15 protein-coding genes are annotated in these 17,355 nt (G+C 44.7%); 12 read left to right on the plus strand and 3 right to left on the minus strand.

What is annotated here, in order from left to right; genetic code table 11:
• Positions 1-62: 62 nt before the first annotated feature.
• Genes H6798_02280 through H6798_02290 form a run of 3 tightly spaced genes read right to left on the minus strand, consistent with a single transcriptional unit; the run spans position 63 to position 5,396 of the window.
• Positions 63-650, minus strand: coding sequence for a hypothetical protein (locus tag H6798_02280; protein MCB9821340.1), 588 nt, complete (start codon positions 648-650; stop codon positions 63-65).
• A 12-nt stretch (positions 651-662) separates the two neighbouring features.
• Positions 663-3,611, minus strand: a complete 2,949-nt coding sequence (locus H6798_02285; GenBank protein ID MCB9821341.1) for an SGNH/GDSL hydrolase family protein — start codon at positions 3,609-3,611, stop codon at positions 663-665.
• A 39-nt stretch (positions 3,612-3,650) separates the two neighbouring features.
• The gene (locus H6798_02290) at positions 3,651-5,396 is read right to left on the minus strand and encodes an ABC transporter ATP-binding protein (protein MCB9821342.1); all 1,746 of its coding nucleotides are present in this window, start codon (positions 5,394-5,396) and stop codon (positions 3,651-3,653) included.
• Between the two features lie 128 nt (positions 5,397-5,524).
• On the opposite strand from H6798_02290, the gene H6798_02295 reads away from it, so the two are divergent.
• From H6798_02295 to H6798_02350, 12 genes are all read left to right on the plus strand, one after another.
• Positions 5,525-6,208, plus strand: a complete 684-nt coding sequence (locus tag H6798_02295) for a 16S rRNA (uracil(1498)-N(3))-methyltransferase (protein ID MCB9821343.1) — start codon at positions 5,525-5,527, stop codon at positions 6,206-6,208.
• A gap of 74 nt (positions 6,209-6,282) precedes the next feature.
• Positions 6,283-7,056: a PD-(D/E)XK nuclease family protein gene (locus tag H6798_02300; GenBank protein ID MCB9821344.1), complete on the plus strand. Its 774-nt coding sequence runs from the start codon at positions 6,283-6,285 to the stop codon at positions 7,054-7,056.
• A 52-nt stretch (positions 7,057-7,108) separates the two neighbouring features.
• Positions 7,109-7,447, plus strand: coding sequence for a hypothetical protein (locus H6798_02305; protein MCB9821345.1), 339 nt, complete (start codon positions 7,109-7,111; stop codon positions 7,445-7,447).
• An 82-nt stretch (positions 7,448-7,529) separates the two neighbouring features.
• The gene (locus H6798_02310; GenBank protein MCB9821346.1) at positions 7,530-8,030 is read left to right on the plus strand and encodes a hypothetical protein; all 501 of its coding nucleotides are present in this window, start codon (positions 7,530-7,532) and stop codon (positions 8,028-8,030) included.
• Positions 8,031-8,093: 63 nt separating this feature from the next.
• Positions 8,094-9,380 (plus strand): serine--tRNA ligase, encoded by a 1,287-nt coding sequence (gene serS / locus H6798_02315; GenBank protein MCB9821347.1) that lies wholly within the window; start codon positions 8,094-8,096, stop codon positions 9,378-9,380.
• 41 nt (positions 9,381-9,421) lie between these two features.
• Positions 9,422-9,784 (plus strand): ribosome-associated translation inhibitor RaiA, encoded by a 363-nt coding sequence (raiA, locus tag H6798_02320; protein ID MCB9821348.1) that lies wholly within the window; start codon positions 9,422-9,424, stop codon positions 9,782-9,784.
• Positions 9,785-9,993: 209 nt separating this feature from the next.
• Positions 9,994-10,962, plus strand: a complete 969-nt coding sequence (locus H6798_02325; GenBank protein MCB9821349.1) for a hypothetical protein — start codon at positions 9,994-9,996, stop codon at positions 10,960-10,962.
• Between the two features lie 83 nt (positions 10,963-11,045).
• Positions 11,046-13,643, plus strand: coding sequence for a preprotein translocase subunit SecA (locus H6798_02330; GenBank protein MCB9821350.1), 2,598 nt, complete (start codon positions 11,046-11,048; stop codon positions 13,641-13,643).
• Positions 13,644-13,763: 120 nt separating this feature from the next.
• A complete protein-coding gene (locus H6798_02335; GenBank protein MCB9821351.1) occupies positions 13,764-14,474 on the plus strand; it encodes a hypothetical protein in 711 nt (236 codons plus the stop codon).
• Positions 14,475-14,561: 87 nt separating this feature from the next.
• Positions 14,562-15,749, plus strand: a complete 1,188-nt coding sequence (locus H6798_02340) for a hypothetical protein (protein ID MCB9821352.1) — start codon at positions 14,562-14,564, stop codon at positions 15,747-15,749.
• Positions 15,750-15,802: 53 nt separating this feature from the next.
• Positions 15,803-16,861, plus strand: a complete 1,059-nt coding sequence (locus H6798_02345) for a hypothetical protein (GenBank protein MCB9821353.1) — start codon at positions 15,803-15,805, stop codon at positions 16,859-16,861.
• Between the two features lie 83 nt (positions 16,862-16,944).
• Positions 16,945-17,346 carry an HIT family protein gene (locus H6798_02350; protein MCB9821354.1) on the plus strand — a complete coding sequence of 134 codons (402 nt, stop codon included), beginning with the start codon at positions 16,945-16,947 and terminating at the stop codon, positions 17,344-17,346.
• The last annotated feature ends 9 nt before the right edge of the window (positions 17,347-17,355 follow it).

Genomic DNA, 17,355 nt, shown 5'->3' on the forward strand with positions numbered 1-17,355 from the left:
AGCAGTAATTCTACACAATATTGGAGCAGGGTAAAGCACGAGCTTTATTTAAACTAGTTGATTTATTGACCGAAGAGCTCTTGAGCATATTCGACGTTAGCATCACGCACTGCCGTCTGACAATCAAAATAGATATTAGGTCCTGCAGACATGCCGCAGGCTACATTTCCCATATATTCCTCGGAAAATCCCAACTTTCCATGTGGCTTATCAGATTTTGTAAATTTAGCATTTTCATCAATATATTTCGTAAATGTATTGTATTGTTGGGCATCTGATTCCGGGTAGGTGATTGTTAGATAGCATATTTGATTGCCTCCATACTTTTCCTGTGTAATTCCGCAAGAGTTAGTAAACTCAGCATCAGCTGATATGGATGAGTTTGTAAAATCAACTAATTCATTAAAGTCTCTGAATAGGTTAGTCATAAAACGGCGATTCTGCCAATCGTCGTATTTACCATTTAGCCATATACTCAAAGGTATAAACAAAAGTAATATAAAAAAGCTAACCAGTTTATGTTTAAAGGCTAAGCTAACAACTTTATGCAGCATAGAGACGTTACTGGACTGCTTTGAGACTACTTTTGGGGTAGCTTGCTTGCTGGCTGGAGTTTTCTTTTTCGGAGTAGTTTTACTTGCTCTGGGCATAGATTAAGTATATTACTTATGCTTATTTACAGCAAAAGTAACTCCTACCATAGCACCAAATAAACCTAAGACAATTAGAAACAGCATCCAATTATGCCCAGCTAATTTGTTGTCGGTGCTTGTGTCGCTATTTTCAGGATTGGCTATTGTTTGGTTGTCGGACTGAGCACCTAATACCTTGGTGCTTTTATTTCCTGCTGTAGATTTCGCGGAATTAGCAGCTGAAACTCCTGCAGCAAACAGTTGGGTGACTTTATTTGTAAGGGATAGAGCCGGAGTTATGACCGACACATCGCGCTGTGGTTTTAGATTGCTAGGGTCGGCTGGGTCGTCGTTATTACCACTATTACCATGCAGTTTTTCGGCACCAACATTAAGGTCGCAGATATCATCGATGCCGTCTCTATCGGTGTCTTGACCGGAGTTGGGTACAAGTATGCAACTATCTATTGTGTCGACTATCCCATCGCCGTCAAAGTCTTGCTGGTCGAAACCAAGCAGAAAACTATCGATGTATTGGTGCTTTTTGCCATAGATATCGACTGCATCAATAACTATCTCATGGCTACCAGGCTCTAGGTTGTCTGGCAGTGAAAAGCCGACTGTTAGCTTTCCGAGCGTATCTACTTGCCCGGAAAATACAAGCTGCGGGGTAGAGTGTACGTATACATCGACCACCGAGCCTGGCATTAACCCAGTGATTTCTTTGGAGATCTGGCTAGGAGTACCTGGATCTGGATAAGTTAGCTTTAATGGATCAATACTGTATTCATCTGCCAAGGCTTCGACGACGGCGTCGCGAGCATCATTTCCAAAGACAACTGAGTCGGGCAATGGTGTAGGCGATGCAGTTGGTTCGGGCATCGGCTGGGTTAGATTGCTGGTAGCTAGGAGGATTTGTGACTCATATAATTGGTGGCCTAACTGGTTTGGGTGGTACGAGCTGTTACCAATACACTCGGTCGGACAGAGTCCAAATAAATCTGTATCGGTCTCGATATCTAGCCCATTCACTGCGATTAGACCAGGGTCCTTATTCGAACACAGCCAGTAGCCGTTAAAAGTATCTTCGACATTAACATAAAATACCCCAGCTTCGTCGGCGGCGGCTTTAATAATCTGGTTGAGGTACTTGGTGGTATTAAAAATAAATTCTCTCTCTGTCGCGTTAAATAGCACTCCGATGTGGCAATCGTTGGCAGTCGGGCTGGTGATTGTTGGGTAGCCAAGAATATATATACGACTCTCCGGAGCACTTTGTTTGAGCTTTAGATAGGCCTTAACTAGTTTTGGTTTAACTTTGGCAATTCGGACAATTGTCTGTGCATGTTCAGCTGTGCCGGGCTCGGCTTGCGGACAAGTACCCGGACTGCTCGGAAAGATACAAGCTTGAATGAAATCCGAGAAGAATGCATCGTTCCCACCGATACCTAGGGTAATTTGTTCGGGGTTACTATAGCCTTTACGGTTCAAATTGTCTGGTAATAAACCGGGGTGTAAAAAACTTTCTTGGGTAGATATTCCTGATTGCCATTCCTCCATGAGGCTGGATGCACTAAAGCGGTACTGATTATTCGTAGAAGTGAACTCTTCTTGTGTACCATCACTCTGCTTTTCGCCAAGCGGGCTTCCAATAATATTGTGAGTTTTGGCACCACTGCAGGCAACCGAATGAAACAAACCATCTGCTGGCGGTTGGCTTGAATTGTCTAGCAGGTATCCAAGTTCCATCGCCAGAAGGTAAGAGTAGCTTTTGCGGGAAATATGGCACATATTACGTTCCGCATAGGTACTAATATCACCCTTCTCATCTGTGCCTGGCTCGTAGTCATAGGCGCCTTCGCCGCTAGAGTAGCTATCTCCCATAGCCAGATAACCTTCTGCACCGTTCGGTTCGCCCAAAGAATTGGCCCGACTAGCAGGGTAGAACTCTAGCCGAATATTCTGGCCTGTAGCTGGGTTGGTGCGATCATGAATAAAACGTAGCCCATCTGGGGTTATCCACGAGCCTAAAGATTTAGTGTAGTTACTAGTATAAGGTACTAAATCTGCAGCGCTATTGTAACTCGGCACACAAGTTGCCGGCAGGTTGGCGAAACCGTTACTCGGCCAGTTGCCATCGGAGTACGAAGTACACAATGTTAGGTCGTAAACTACTGGTAGCCCGCTATCTACTACAACATATCGACCATATGAGTCGACGTTAATATCGAGAAACGGCATAGTTGTTGACTTGCTAATTGCAAATGGGGTGTAGCTACGCGTTTGTAGATCTATCATTGCAAAACCTTGTCCATAAACCATTACCGCTGCGTAGCGTCCGTTAGCCGAAAACCAGATGCCCTGAAAACTCAATACCACGTATTGATTATCGGAATACCTATAAGCATCTGTAAAACTAGCTGGGTCGACTGTAAAACCTTTTTGTTCAAGCGCTGACACACCACTGCCGATTGTGCGAGTAGTAAATTTGCCATTTGTGCCGGCCTTGAAACCAGAATTAAAACTTAGATAACGGGCGTAGGTTATACGTGGATAGGGCTGAAGATAAAGATAACTATCACTATTCGGGGCAAACCATAAATCACCTTGAGTATTGCGCAGCTCATACATTTTTTCGGGAGTATCGAGGTCTGGCGCCCAGAAACCCGGCCAGTGATAACCAGCGTTGCTTCGAGTTAAGCAATAGTCGCCAAGTGGTTGGAGAATCTCCTCGGTAGTATTGGTGTATTTGTAGGAGATGAGCGGGCTATTTTGGGTTTCGATTTCTTTAAGCAAAACCTTATTGGTGTCGAAGTAGGCACATGTCCCCATCTCGCGAGTATCTGGATTAGATGGGAAATCAATCTGTCGATTGATAACTGTGTCATTCCATTCACTGGCTGCTTGTAAAGTAGAAGGCAGGGAAATATAGGTTATAACAAAGAATAAGACTAAACCAAAAAACCTCGCACCTCGCATTGCACATATATTGTAGCAAAGCTTAAGCGCCTATGGCAGTTATTCTATGAAACCACCAGATTGATGTTGCCAGAGCTCGTAGTAAAGACCTTTTTCCTCGAGCAATTCGGCGTGGGTACCGTCCTCGACAATCCTGCCATCGTCCATAACCACAATTCGATCCATATGCTTTAATGTGCTTAGTCGATGTGCGATAACTATACTGGTTCGACCCTTCATAACGGTGTTTAAGGCTTTCTGAATGTGGGCTTCACTCTGGCTATCGAGGGCACTGGTAGCCTCATCGAAAAGTAAAACCGGCGCATTTTTGGCTAAGGCTCGTGCGATAGCTACTCGTTGACGTTGACCTCCAGATAGCTTTATACCTTGGTCGCCGACAACCGTGTCCAGACCTTTGGGTAGGTCTTTTGCGAACTCGTCTACGTATGCTTGTTTAGTAACCCGCACAAGTTCTTTTTGATCGAGTTTGCTCGAGCCGTAGATGATATTATCTTTAATACTTCGCCTAAATAGAGAGGGCTCTTGAGGTACATAAGCGATTACTTTGCGTGTGTTCGCCGAACCTAATTTGTCGATATTTACACCTGACATATAAATGTGCCCGTTGGTAGGTTCGTAGAGCCTAAGCAAAAGTTTGGTTAGGGTGGTTTTTCCCGATCCGGACTTGCCGACAATACCAACTTTTTGTGAAGCAGGGATTTCTAGATTAATCGATTTTAACGATTCGGTGTTTGAGTCTGGATACTGGAAGTCTAGGTTATTGATACTAATAGACACTGGGCCTGCAGGTAACTTTTTACTTGTTTTTGGTTCTGAGACTTTCTGATATTTCTCTTCAACTTCGTCGAGGCCGGTGGCAAGGCTAGTTTCTTCGCTAAAGTTTCTGATAAAGTGAGAAATATTATTAACATTGCGAGTTGTCATAGCTACATAAGACTGGAATAACACATATGTACCAATGGTTATGTCGCCGCGTACAAAAAACCATAAACCAATGATGACGAAAAGTGCTTCTAGGGCAAAGCCACTAAACTGGACAATCATTTGCTGGCGTACAGCATAAAAGGCCCGAATAAAGCCAACTTGCCATTGTTTTCGACCAACCTCTAGTAGTCTTTCTAATTCTCGGGTCTGTGATTGTTGCTGTTGTACAAGCTCGGCATTTTGAATTGTGTCGGTCAGCTCTGTACCCCAGTCGTCGAAAGCTTGGTTAGAAGTTTTATTGATCTCGACTCGCTTGCGCGCAAACCAAATTAAGAGAATGCTTGCTGGTATAAACACACCCAAATAGATAAAAGCGAAAGTTATACTCTTTGAGGCAATCACACCAATCGTGATAATTGTGGTAATGATGATGTTAATTAACGACTCGGATTCGATTCGAAAAACATTTATATACGAGGCTTTGCGGTTGCCTTTTAGCTGTAGGTCGCCTTTACCGTTGTCTACCAAGGCAGCGTAGGGCAAGTTATGAATTTGAAAGACACCTTTAGCACGCCGTTCCAAACCAAATTTTTTGTTAAGTATCACATCGGAGCGTCTAGAAATTGAGTAGAGAGCAAAAACTAAAGCCGACAAGCCGACCGAAAGACCAGCTAAGAACTTCCACTTGCCGGACAAACTGCCATTTGCCGCCGAATCGATTATATATGCCGACATAAGTGGGATAGCCTGAGACGAGATAACATTAGCTGGAACAGATAGGTAGAAACCTATCGTATGCAGCTTTTCGGCCCACATATCTTTTAACACATCTTTGATAAGGTTTTTTAAGTGATGGTTCAAACCACGTACTCCTATGTTAAGACTATCAAATAGTACAGTTTTATATTAAAAAAACAATTCTTGATTTTTGCAAGCATATCTGCTACACTGTAGTCACAATCATCAAAACAAAAGCTCAAACATTAAAAATGCATAGGTTTTATATTCCATCAGAAGATCGTGAACTCCGCCAAGAGTTGTGGATCGACGATAAAGAACTGGTCCACCAGTGGCAAAAAGTGCTGCGCTTTAAGGAAGGTGACGAAGTTGCCTTGTTCGACGAAGAGTGCGAAAAGCTTTACAAAATCGATAGGGCAGAGCCCAACGCCTACCGCTTGCAGCATGTGACCGATTTAATGCGTAAAATTCCTGCTAAGCACGTTTATTTATTTTGGAGTTTACTTAAAAAAGATAAAAACGACTGGGTAATCCAAAAATGTACCGAACTGGGCGTGAGTAATTTTGTGCCAATTATTAGCGAACGGACAGAAAACAACCAATTCGATATCGAACGATCGCGTAAAATCGCGATCGAAGCCACCGAGCAATGTGGTCGAAGCGATATTCCGACGATTCATGAACCGATGAGTCTTGAGCAAGCAATCGGTACATATATAGATAAGCTGGCACTGTACTACACTCATATGGAAGCTGACGATGTAGCTGACTCAACCGAAGATAAGCTTGGAGTATTAGTCGGTCCTGAGGGTGGCTGGTCTGATGCAGAGCTAGAGAATTTTAGACAAGCTGGCCTAAAAAGTATTCAACTTGGAAACTTTGTCTATCGAGCAGAAACAGCATCTATCGTGGCTACAAGTAAGCTCATCAACTGATTATTATTTACTACCAGACCTAAAAATAAGTCGGCACTTTAGGCTGATGCAAGACAATTTGCTAGACTATGTTTATGAGTTATCAACGATGGGAGAGAGCTGCCTACCAGCCTGGTCAGACGAGTGCTTACAAGCTGAGCCGAAGTCGGATTGAGCTGTTTACCCAGTGTCGGCGTTGTTTCTGGCTAGATGAAAGGCTCAAGATTAAGCGGCCATCGAGCCCACCGTTTTTGTTGAACTCGGCGGTCGACGAACTGCTAAAGAACGAATTCGACAGCTACCGGAGTAAAGGCGAGCAGCACCCATGGCAGATAGAGTTTAAGGTACCGGCCAAGCCATTTGCTCACAAAGACCTCGATAAATGGCGCCACACTTTTACAGGCGTACAAACTGTTCATAAACCAACCAATTTACTGATATTCGGAGCAGTTGATGACGTCTGGATTACAGAAAAAGGCGAGCTGATTGTGGTTGATTACAAAGCCACCGCCAAAGACAAAGAGATCACCGATCTTGATCCGTTGGGTGGTTGGCACGATAGCTACCGTCGACAAATGGAAGTATACCAATGGCTGCTACGTCAGAATGGCTTTGAGGTCAGTAATACTGGCTACTTTGTATACGCAAATGGGATTGCCAAAAACCCTAGTTTCGAAAACAAGCTAGAGTTTCGAACAAACATCTTTCCATATGTCGGTGACGCTACTTGGGTCGAGCCAACGCTCAAAGAAATTAAAGCTTGTCTCGAAGCCGATATGCCAGTTAACGCCGAAGCCTGTGAGCACTGCAACTATGTAGCATCGCGCCTAAAGCTGACTTTCGAAGCCTTAAAAACCAAGAAAACTTAGATTTAATTTTTGGGTTATTAGCGATATTATTTAGCTCAACAAGGAGGGTTTAGTGATACCCGAAAAACGCCCAGGTGCGCAGCAGCTGAACATACATCAGATTATCGACTGGGTTTTGAGTGATTGTTGCCTAAACACGGCCTCGGCGGGCTTACTGATCGACCTGGTCAGCGATCGATACGATCCAGACGCCAAAGCCAATCAGTATCCAGAAGGATTCCGGCGTGTAGCTGACTGGTTCCTGGCAGGAGCAATCGCTGCATTAGGAGAGTCTCCGGAAACGGTCGAATTTGCTCGAGCTGAAAGAGTTAGACAGGTTCTCCGAAAAGTCTCGGTAGAGCTTGGCCCCGACAGCGATCTGGCGCGGACACTTTATGCAGCAAACGTCTAAACAACTGGTGTAGGTTCAATTTGTTAGATGGTTGATATCTTATGAGAATGATATAATTTTTGCAGAATAACTAGGAGTAATTATGAAATCAACCGAGCAAAATCCTCAACCTCAAACAGCCCCGCAGCCAGCCCCAGAGAATCCAACTGCGCCACAACCTGTTCAATATGTTGTAACCCAAGAATCGCTAGACGGCATAGGTGGTTGGCTACTATTCTTTATGGTTGTTTTTGCTCTAACTGGTTTAGGCTACATCACAACCTTCTTTGCGGTGTTAGAAGAAGGCGTCGACAACACCAACAACTTGTTAGCCATGGTATTCTCGCCGATTATTGCGATTCCTGCGATTGCCGCTGTGGTACTGATGGCTCTACGCAAGAAAATAGGTGTCTACGCGTCTTTCTTAACCCTAGCTGCGAGTGCTATATATGCGGTCTTAAATGTAATCGTTGCCAGTAACGATGCCGATAATCCGAGCCTGGCTGTAACTGTAAGTTCGGTCATAACCATTCTTGTAGTCTTTGGCTTGTTGGGGCTCTATTTCTTTGCCTCCAAACGAGTTAAGCAGACTCTAACCAAGTAATACTAACAAAATCTGTAAATGATGAGTTCACTAGGCTTGTCTAATGGGAGTATAATGTAAGTAATGCTAGATATTGATTTTATCCGTAATAATACCGAAATTGTAAAAACGGCTGTAGCAAATAAAGGTGCGAGCGTAGATATAGGCGAGTTACTTGAGCTTGATCAGACAAGGCGCGGTTTAATTACCCGAATCGACGAGCTGCGCGCCGAGCGCAACAAGGTGGCCGACCAGATGAAAGGTGGCAAGCCGGATCAGCAACTTATCGACCAAGGCAAAGAGCTAAAAGATCAAACTGCCAAACTCGAAGCCGAACTTGAGCCGTTGTTGCAAAAGTTCGACGAAATGCTGTACGCCGTACCGAATATGCCAAGCGATGACACTCCAGTCGGCGACAGCGAGGCTCAAAATGTAATTACTAAAACTTGGGGCGACAAACCAAGCTTTGATTTTACGCCAAAAGCCCACTGGGAAATGCCTCAGTTTATCGACGAAGAAAGGGCTGTGCGCATAAGTGGTGCACGGTTTGCGTTCTTGAAAAATGGGCTAGTAAAACTCCAGTTCGCTTTATTGCAATTTGGGTTGGATACGCTGACATCGGAAGATACTATTAGCAAAATTGCTGCCGAGGCTAACCTGAAAGTGTCGGCCAAGCCATTTATCCCAATGCTCGCTCCGATGATGCTGCGGACCGACGCCTACAAAGCGACTGGCCGACTCAAGCCAGAAGAGGTTACTTTTAAACTCGCCAATGACGACCTATGGCTAACCGGTAGCAGTGAACACGCACTGTGTGCCTATCATTTGGGTGAGACTCTCGATGAGGCAGACTTGCCACTCCGCTATGTTGGCTACAACACAGCCTTTAGGCGTGAAGTAGGTAGCGCTGGCAAAGATACTCGTGGGATTATTCGTCAGCATCATTTCGACAAGCTCGAGATGGAATCGTTTACGACTCCCGAAACATCCCGTGCCGAACACGAACTACTAATTGCGATTCAGGAATATATTATGCAAAGCCTAGGTATGCCATACCAGCTGGTGCTTAAGTGTACTTTCGACCAAGGAGGTCCAAACATTCGTGGGTTAGATGTTGAAACTTGGATGGCCGGGCAGGGGACATACCGCGAAACCCACACTGCCGATTATATCGGCGACTATCAATCTCGAGGACTCAACACAAAATACAAGACTTCTAATGGCGAAAAACTCTTAGTCCATACAAACGATGCGACTGCCACTGCTCAGCGAACTCTAGCTGCAATACTTGAGAATAACCAGACTGCAGACGGCCGAGTTAAAGTACCCGAAGTCTTGCGTAGCTACATGGGAGGCGTTGAGTATATCTAAATGGTTATAACGGATGATGTAAATAAAAGGAGGATCATAAAATGATCGAAAAGATGGAAATAACTAGCATCAAGACAGAAGTTAAGCCAGACCTTGAAAAGTACATCAACAAGAAGATAGGTCGGTTAGATAGATTCCTGCCTAGGCATGCTCGGCGGAGTGCTCATGCCCAGGTAACCTTAAGGGAGTCGGGCCGAGGTAAGGTGCGCAATCTAATGTGCGAGGTTACTCTAAATATTCCGGACAAGGTTCTGACTGCCAAAGAAACCAGTACGAACATGTTTAGCAGTGTTGATATTGTCGAATCAAAATTAACTACCCAGCTTCGCAAATACAAAGACATGCACACCAGTGGTCGGAGTAAGCGCTTAGCGCGTAAAGTAGTTGGCAGATTTCGTCGCTAATTATAGATAAGATTTCCTGGAGTTGGTACGTGCTAAATTTAATTTAAATTAAATTTAAATTAAATTTCAAGTCGGTTGCTAGTTCTTACATTTTTTTACTTATATAATCTCTGCTTATTTTGGAATAACTTATACGTATGAATTAATTCAGATTCAATATGCTATTTGCTATAGTTTATCCATGACGGGTTGGGAGAAGGTAGGTAAGAGTGAGTAATTTTCACGAAACAAGAAGAGCAGCAGACAAACAGCGAGTAGCTGATATAGCTGACGGTAAAGTCGGTGCCAGTACGGGCGACCCACTCTTAGATGCTCTGGCTGTGGCGGTTGGGCCGAGGTTATTCGAGTCGGAACCGCGAGCCGAACGATTACTAGAGCGCTATAATCGGCTTTGTCAATTAGCTGTCCCTGGAAAAGTCTTAACAATTGTCTTTAACGATTTCCCGGCTAGATTAATTAATTGCACAGGTTTCGGAGCAGAGCCGAGATATAACCATCGACACTTAATAACATGTGCCTCGATTCTATGTGGGGGAGAACTAGAAGTTGATGCGACACGCAGACTTCCGATCGCAGTTAAAGCAGATTGCTTGGCAATGCTAAACTTCGAAAAACAGACAGATGAGTCATCGAGATATATCGACGGTCGTCCTAATTACGTAGGCTTAACTGGTAGCCAGTCTGGTTTGCGTCCTGTGGTCGAGGAATTTGCCGAGACGGGTATTTTGCCAGTAATCAATTACATAGAACGAGACGAACACACCGATATATTCTCACCAACTGTATATGCAGAAGGCTCGAGTCGGGGGTCATTTTTGCCCGTACATTTCGAGACTGACGAAACACTACCGTTGTGGCTCAAGTCCGTTTCTAATTCCACGATTTTAGAAATACTAAGACTCAGGCGCGGAGCAGCTTTACCAAACCTCGAAAGCGATTTCGTAGAAAAAACACTCAGTCGAGGTGTTCTTGAGGCGGAAACACAACGCCGAGAACGACTAGATAGAGTACATACGGCTCGTGATCGGGTAGAGCAAGCCGAAGACCGCTTGACACTACTTCAAGGCGAATTAAAACTGGCGATGCAAGAACTTAGTTCGCAGGAAGTCGTAACACTCGAACTGGAATCCCTTCGAGCCGACTATGGTTTAGACAGGCAGACTTTGAATGAAGATTAATTTGCTGTAAAATATAATGGATTGTCGGACACCGGTGGGGGGATTCAGACTTGTTCAGTACGTACTAACTAAGAGGGAATAAATTGAAAAAAGTATTAAAGCGGGTACTCGGCGACCCAGAAGCAAAAACACTCAAGCGCTATAACAAGAAAGTCAAAGAGATTAACCAGCTCGAGGCCGGAGTCAAAAAACTTTCAGATACTAAACTCAAGGCAAAAACCGAAGAGTTTAAAAAAAGACTAGCCAAAGAATCGCTAGATGCCTTGCTACCGGAAGCTTTTGCTGTTGTTCGTGAAGCCGCTTACCGGGTGATTGGCCAACGCCACTTCGATGTTCAGCTGGTTGGTGGAATGACTTTGCACGAAGGTAAAGTTGCCGAAATGCGCACAGGTGAAGGTAAAACGCTAGTTGCAACCCTACCACTTTATTTAAACGCCCTAACCGGCAAAGGTGCCCACTTAGTTACGGTTAACGATTATCTTGCCAGAATCGGCGCTGGTTGGATGGGTCCTGTTTATGGTTTCTTAGGGATGAGTTTGGGTGTAATTATGCCCGACGCCTCTTTTGTGTATGACGCAGATTACGACAACAAAGAGGCCGACGACCCAAGGTTTGCTCATTTGCGACCGAGTACTCGCCAAGAGGCATATGCCGCCGATATAACCTACGGCACAAATAATGAGTTTGGTTTTGACTACCTGCGCGACAACATGGTTCGCGATGCCGATCAACTGCGTCAGCGCGGTTTACATTATGCTATTGTCGACGAAGTCGACTCAATTTTAATCGACGAGGCTCGCACGCCGTTGATTATTAGCGCCCCGAGCGTGACTAGTGGCAATATGTACCAGCAGTTCTCGAGGGTTGTAAAACAGCTTAAGCCAGAGCATTACGAAAAAGACGAAAAACGCCGAGCGGTTGTATTAACCGACGAAGGTGTCGAGAAGGTCGAGAAAATCCTTGGCATCAAAGGACTCTACAACACCGAAAACATCCGCACTATTTATCATCTCGAGCAAGCGTTGCGTGCTGAGACCTTATTTATTCGAGACAAAAACTATGTCGTAACCAAAGACGGCGAGGTTGTAATTGTCGACGAATTTACTGGCCGGTTGCTAAAGGGCAGGCGCTATAACGAAGGCTTGCACCAGGCTATCGAAGCCAAAGAGGGAGTCGAAGTTCAGGAAGAGTCGATGACTCTAGCCAAGGTTTCTTTCCAGAACCTGTTCCGACTTTATGAAAAGCTTGCAGGTATGACTGGTACAGCCAAAACCGAAGAAGAAGAATTCCAGCAAATCTACGATCTCGACGTGGTGGTTATCCCAACCAACAAGCCAATCGTGCGTAAAGATCATCCAGATGTAATCTATAAAACCGAAGCTGCTAAATTCAGAGCAATCGTTAAGAAAGTATCAGAGCTGAATAAAAAAGGTCAGCCAGTCTTGCTAGGTACATCGAGTATCGAAAAAAACGAACACCTGAGTGGGTTACTTAATAAGGCAGGTATTCAACATCAAGTCCTCAATGCAAAAAATAATCTTTCCGAAGCCAAGATTGTTGCCAAAGCTGGCACAAAAGGTGCGGTTACTTTAGCTACCAACATTGCTGGTCGTGGTACCGACATTGTTCTCGACGCAGATGTTCGCGAAAAGTTAGGTGGATTGTACGTAATCGGTACCGAACGCCACGAATCTCGCCGTATCGACAACCAGTTACGTGGTCGATCTGGTCGTCAGGGTGATCCAGGAGAGAGCCAGTTCTATGTAAGCACCGAAGACGACATTATGCGGATATTCAACGGCGAGCGAATTGGTTCGCTGATGGGTCGCATGAAACTCGACGAAGACACACCAATCGAAATGCGTGTATTGGGTCGAGCGCTCGAGGCCGCTCAGAAAAAAGTCGAAGGCTTTAACTTTGATAGTCGAAAAAATGTTGTTCAGTACGACGACGTCATGAACAGACACCGTCTGAGTGTCTATAACACTCGCCGTAAGCTACTCGAAGACCAAGACGTGAGTGCCAAGATAAAAGAATTTATCGAAAGCGAAGCAGTCGCTTTAGCTAGTTTGCCTGGCCAAGACGACGACTATGAGCGCCAGATTGTGCATGTCTTTCCTTTTGACGAGCCAACACTCGACAGGTTATTCGATGCCGAAGCCGACAAATTTGCTCAGGTTCTTACTGTCGAAGCACTAGAGCTTTATGCCGCCAAAGAAAAAGTATTTTCCGACAATATATTGCACGAAATCGAGCGGGATATCTACTTCCAGATTTTAGACAACTTATGGATGCAACACCTAGAAAACATGGAGCATATGCAACAAGGTGTGCAGTGGCGAAGTGTTGGTCAGCGCGATCCGCTAGTCGAGTATCGTCGCGAGGCTCAGATCTTATTTGATATCATGCAGCAAAACTTACGTCACGAAGTTGTTCGGTCGTTAATGCACGCCCAACCAATTGAGCAAGCACCAAGTCAACTTCACGAAACCGAACTCACCCGAGCTGCCAGGGGATCGGTCGAGAACGCTGGTCAGATTATTGACGGCGAAACACTTAGTGAAGCCGACTTTAAAGCTACTGCCAAGAAAGAAGAAGTCGAAGCCCATAAGAAAGCTAATAAACGCAAAGTTGCTCGCAAAAAAGAGCGCCAAAACAAGAAAAAAGCCCGCCGCAAGTAGCCTGTGGTTCAGAGTCCAGAGTTCATTGTAGGCGGAAGAGACCTGACATGTAAATCGCATCTGAAAATCATTATCAAGCCTATGCTTTGAGCAAATATCTACTAAGAGTAATATAGAGTGATGATTGATTATATTCCTTATAGAAGTAGGTCTAGCCACACGCAGCGTAGGCTGGTGCGTGGCGACACCGCACATAGTCGTAGTCAACTAAGGGTGGAGTTTCCGACACATGTTGTTGCTCGGCGAAGCTTTTCTGGTGCAAACACACAGCCAACCGATGCCTCGATTGCACCGGTAGAAGTTGTTGGGGCTAGCAAGAACACTGCTGATTACAACGCCATTGGTTCGGCTGTTGTTGGCATGGAAGATATGCATATGCCAGTTATAGATTTGGACTACAGTCTTATACTGCATCGATCGGGGCGTCGTCAAGCGTTAGAGCTACGCGGTGCCGGTATTGGCTATAGTGCCAGAGCTGGTATTTTTATCCGCGAGGTAGTTGCCGACCTCGGTTTAGGAGATGTAGAAATTTTGACAGATACTGTGGGTAGGCTTAGGGGGGGAAGTTATCATACTAGTCACAGTAAGATTATTACTGGTCTTCGCTGGGTTGTCGGTGAAGATGTAGACATGTCAGTTGTTAGTTCGACCAACCACTCACATCTATATATACATCAACCAGTAAGAGGTTCTGATAATAGTGACTTACTCACCGAACTAGCTAATGTTGGTGTTGTCAGTCAGAGGTATCTAGATATTGCCACTTTTTGTACGATGGGTGTAGTCCGAACTCCATGGGAGAAAAAAGCAACCAAGCACCTGGGCTCGTAATCAGAGCTAAATAGTTGTGAAAAAGTTTACATTTTACAAAAACACAACCTGTGCGTAATGTTATTAAAAATTAAGGAGTTAATCTAAGTGAGTTACCATGCCGAAGTTGGCAGGATTAGCCACGAACTGGCTGCAGATATCCCGCTTGTAAATGTTTTTGGAGCAATTGAAAAAGCTATTTACAGATGTAGAAACGAGCAGTGGTTGAATCATGGCCCAGATCATATCCTGAACATAGCCATCCATTATTTATTAGAGAATGGTGATGAGTTGGCACAACAAAAAGCCCTAGAGTTGCTGCGGATTGAGGCACTGCTGAAGCCGAGTCTTGATACGGCAGCTAGCCACTCAGTTACGGCCAAAGATACTCTATTCGAAAGCCTAGAAATGCCAGAAGTTGCCTACAAACTATTCGAGATTGCCGGCCAGCATATTGTAGGAGTCGCAACCGCAGAAGAGTATACAACTGATCCATTGTTGATCTATGCATTTGGGGAAGTGCTTATGAGAGCCGAAGACTGTAGCCAAGACGCCATAGATCAGCTTGGCTTTGTGCCTAGGATTATTGGGCGCGAGCTAATAGATTCTGCAAGGATTGCAATCAAACAAAACCCAGATAGTAGTTTTTACGAAGTTAATCCTGGTTTGGCAATGATCGTTTCTACCCAAAGACAAGTAGATTTTGCGTTAGCTCAGGAAGCCAACGATCTGATTACAGACATATATTGGAAAACCTACGATTTAGTACCACCAGTACCAGTAGATTATTCTGGGTTGTTGGCCGATAAAGACAAATTCCAGAGCGGACCAATCCAAGCAATTTTAGAAATGCAAGATTCGGACAATTACACTGACAAGATAAAAGGGATAGAAGAGTGGGGGCGGATACTAGCAGAAACAAGAAACGATCTCGAGAATCTCGGCCTTGGTCAACTTGCTACATTCAGAGATCTAGCCTCTAGAGCTATAGAACGAATATTAGCGATCCGGGCCGATTATTTTAAACTAGGTGAACGAAGTCGAGGTTACGATAGCCGACCACGAGACGAGGCCTGGTTAGTCGCTTTCGCCGGACACAACTTGGCACTATCGCATATGGTATCGTATGGACAGACAGCTTATAACTCGAGTTTATATTTTACTACAATTGCCAAAGAGCTTGGCCGATTAGGTGATAGAAAAGCATTGCTCCGGATGTTCAAACATGCCGATGGTTTTAGCGAAGAATTTAAAGCGACGCTACTTGAGCATTTCAATCGGGCTAATCAGGGATAATCCACATGCCAATATTTGGCTTAATCTTATAAAAGTGATATAATATATTTATAATGATAAATCGTGAGCGTCGTCGAGAGCGACTAAAAAACATTGCTGTTGCTACTTGGGCGCTAGCGGCTTTTGGGATGCGCTACTGTACCGAACATGAAGATAACAAATCGCTAACCTACGGATACGATGTAGAAGTTGATCAAACGTCTTTAGGCGAGCCGTTATCAGCGGAGTGTCAAGTCATGGTAAGCGAGGCTATCAACGATCTCGAACAGATCGCTGCCGAACGACCCGAAGAGCTATGGATTGACGTCGATCGACTTGGAAATACTTATCCGCTAGACATTTCCATAGACATAGGTCGGGCAAAGTCACGCGAACAAATAATCGAGTTGCTAGAGAAAGCTTTTCCCGGAGTGGTCTTTCGGGTAGAGCCAAATCCTTACTCTCCAGATAGTATTAGACAACTAGAACCACCAAGTATACAAGACACAAGAAATTTTGCAGAAGGCTATTTGGCGGCAATGTCTTCGGTTCCAGCCGAGCTATATCGCCAGACAATTCATACCGACGTGTACTATTGGCCAACATATGATCCAGATGTACAAGATAACGAAACCAATCTTCGTCTTGGTGGTTTCGTTCAGCACAGACCTAAATCGGACCAAGCGACGATGACGATTGGTGTATATAATAACGTCCAAGACTACGCCGATACCGTTGCTCATGAATTCGCACACGTAGTATTGATGAGCTACGAAGACCTTGCCCCAGATAACCGAGAACGAATTGCCGAGTTATTTACTTGTGCCCAGCCTTCGGACTATCCGTACGGATACAGTCAGCTACAAGCACTTTTTGATAATGGCGCTATCACAAACTGTGATTTTAGTGATGGTTCGAGATGTGTACATACAAGTTGGTACGGCAACTCTAGCTATATCGAAGACTTCGCCGAAATATACATACCACATCGTGGTCAGACAAATAATTTTTGGTGTCACCCGGAGGGAGCAGAGACTAAGCCGCCGATTAACTCTAGACTAGATGTCAAACTGATTGCCACTATCTTGGCATTTGCCGGAGTCGACAGTTCGGGCATTCTAGCTCTAGGTTAATACAGGCATAGCCGGCTCAAGCTACTACACACAGCCAGCCATCGGGTCTAGTTATCCGAGCATAACTCTTATATACTTAACTTATGGATTGTGTATTTTGCAAAATAGTCGACGGGGAAATACCTAGCTACAAAGTCTACGAAGACGATAGCGTCTATGCATTTCTAGACATCAACCCGACGACAGTCGGACACACCCTAATTGTCCCTAAATTTCATACCGAGGATTTCACAACTGTTGCCGATGCAGTCTGGGCAAAAATGCTCCCGGTAGCTAAAAAACTCGCCGATCGCTACCAAAAAGTACTCGGTGCAGATGGCTTTAACTTATGGAACAATGCCGGTGAGGCAGGTGAACAAGTGATATTCCATTTTCATCTTCATTTACTTCCGCGCTACAAAGACGACGGTATTCGGCTAGCACAGCCAGCCGACAAAACCATCGACGTAGCGGCTACTCATGCCAAAATTGGCCAAGTAGCTTAACATCTGGTC

This window comes from Candidatus Nomurabacteria bacterium, assembly GCA_020631905.1.
GTDB lineage: Bacteria > Patescibacteriota > Saccharimonadia > Saccharimonadales > VXPC01 > JACKGQ01.

What these genes read in the sequence shown, in the direction of transcription:
- H6798_02280 (MCB9821340.1), bottom strand. Translation starts at nt 650, where the DNA reads ATGCCCAGAGCAAGTAAAACTACTCCGAAAAAGAAAACTCCAGCCAGC.
- H6798_02285 (MCB9821341.1), bottom strand. Translation starts at nt 3,611, where the DNA reads ATGCGAGGTGCGAGGTTTTTTGGTTTAGTCTTATTCTTTGTTATAACC.
- H6798_02295 (MCB9821343.1), top strand. Translation starts at nt 5,525, where the DNA reads ATGCATAGGTTTTATATTCCATCAGAAGATCGTGAACTCCGCCAAGAG.
- H6798_02300 (MCB9821344.1), top strand. Translation starts at nt 6,283, where the DNA reads ATGAGTTATCAACGATGGGAGAGAGCTGCCTACCAGCCTGGTCAGACG.
- H6798_02310 (MCB9821346.1), top strand. Translation starts at nt 7,530, where the DNA reads ATGAAATCAACCGAGCAAAATCCTCAACCTCAAACAGCCCCGCAGCCA.
- serS (MCB9821347.1), top strand. Translation starts at nt 8,094, where the DNA reads ATGCTAGATATTGATTTTATCCGTAATAATACCGAAATTGTAAAAACG.
- raiA (MCB9821348.1), top strand. Translation starts at nt 9,422, where the DNA reads ATGATCGAAAAGATGGAAATAACTAGCATCAAGACAGAAGTTAAGCCA.
- H6798_02335 (MCB9821351.1), top strand. Translation starts at nt 13,764, where the DNA reads ATGATTGATTATATTCCTTATAGAAGTAGGTCTAGCCACACGCAGCGT.
- H6798_02345 (MCB9821353.1), top strand. Translation starts at nt 15,803, where the DNA reads ATGATAAATCGTGAGCGTCGTCGAGAGCGACTAAAAAACATTGCTGTT.
- H6798_02350 (MCB9821354.1), top strand. Translation starts at nt 16,945, where the DNA reads ATGGATTGTGTATTTTGCAAAATAGTCGACGGGGAAATACCTAGCTAC.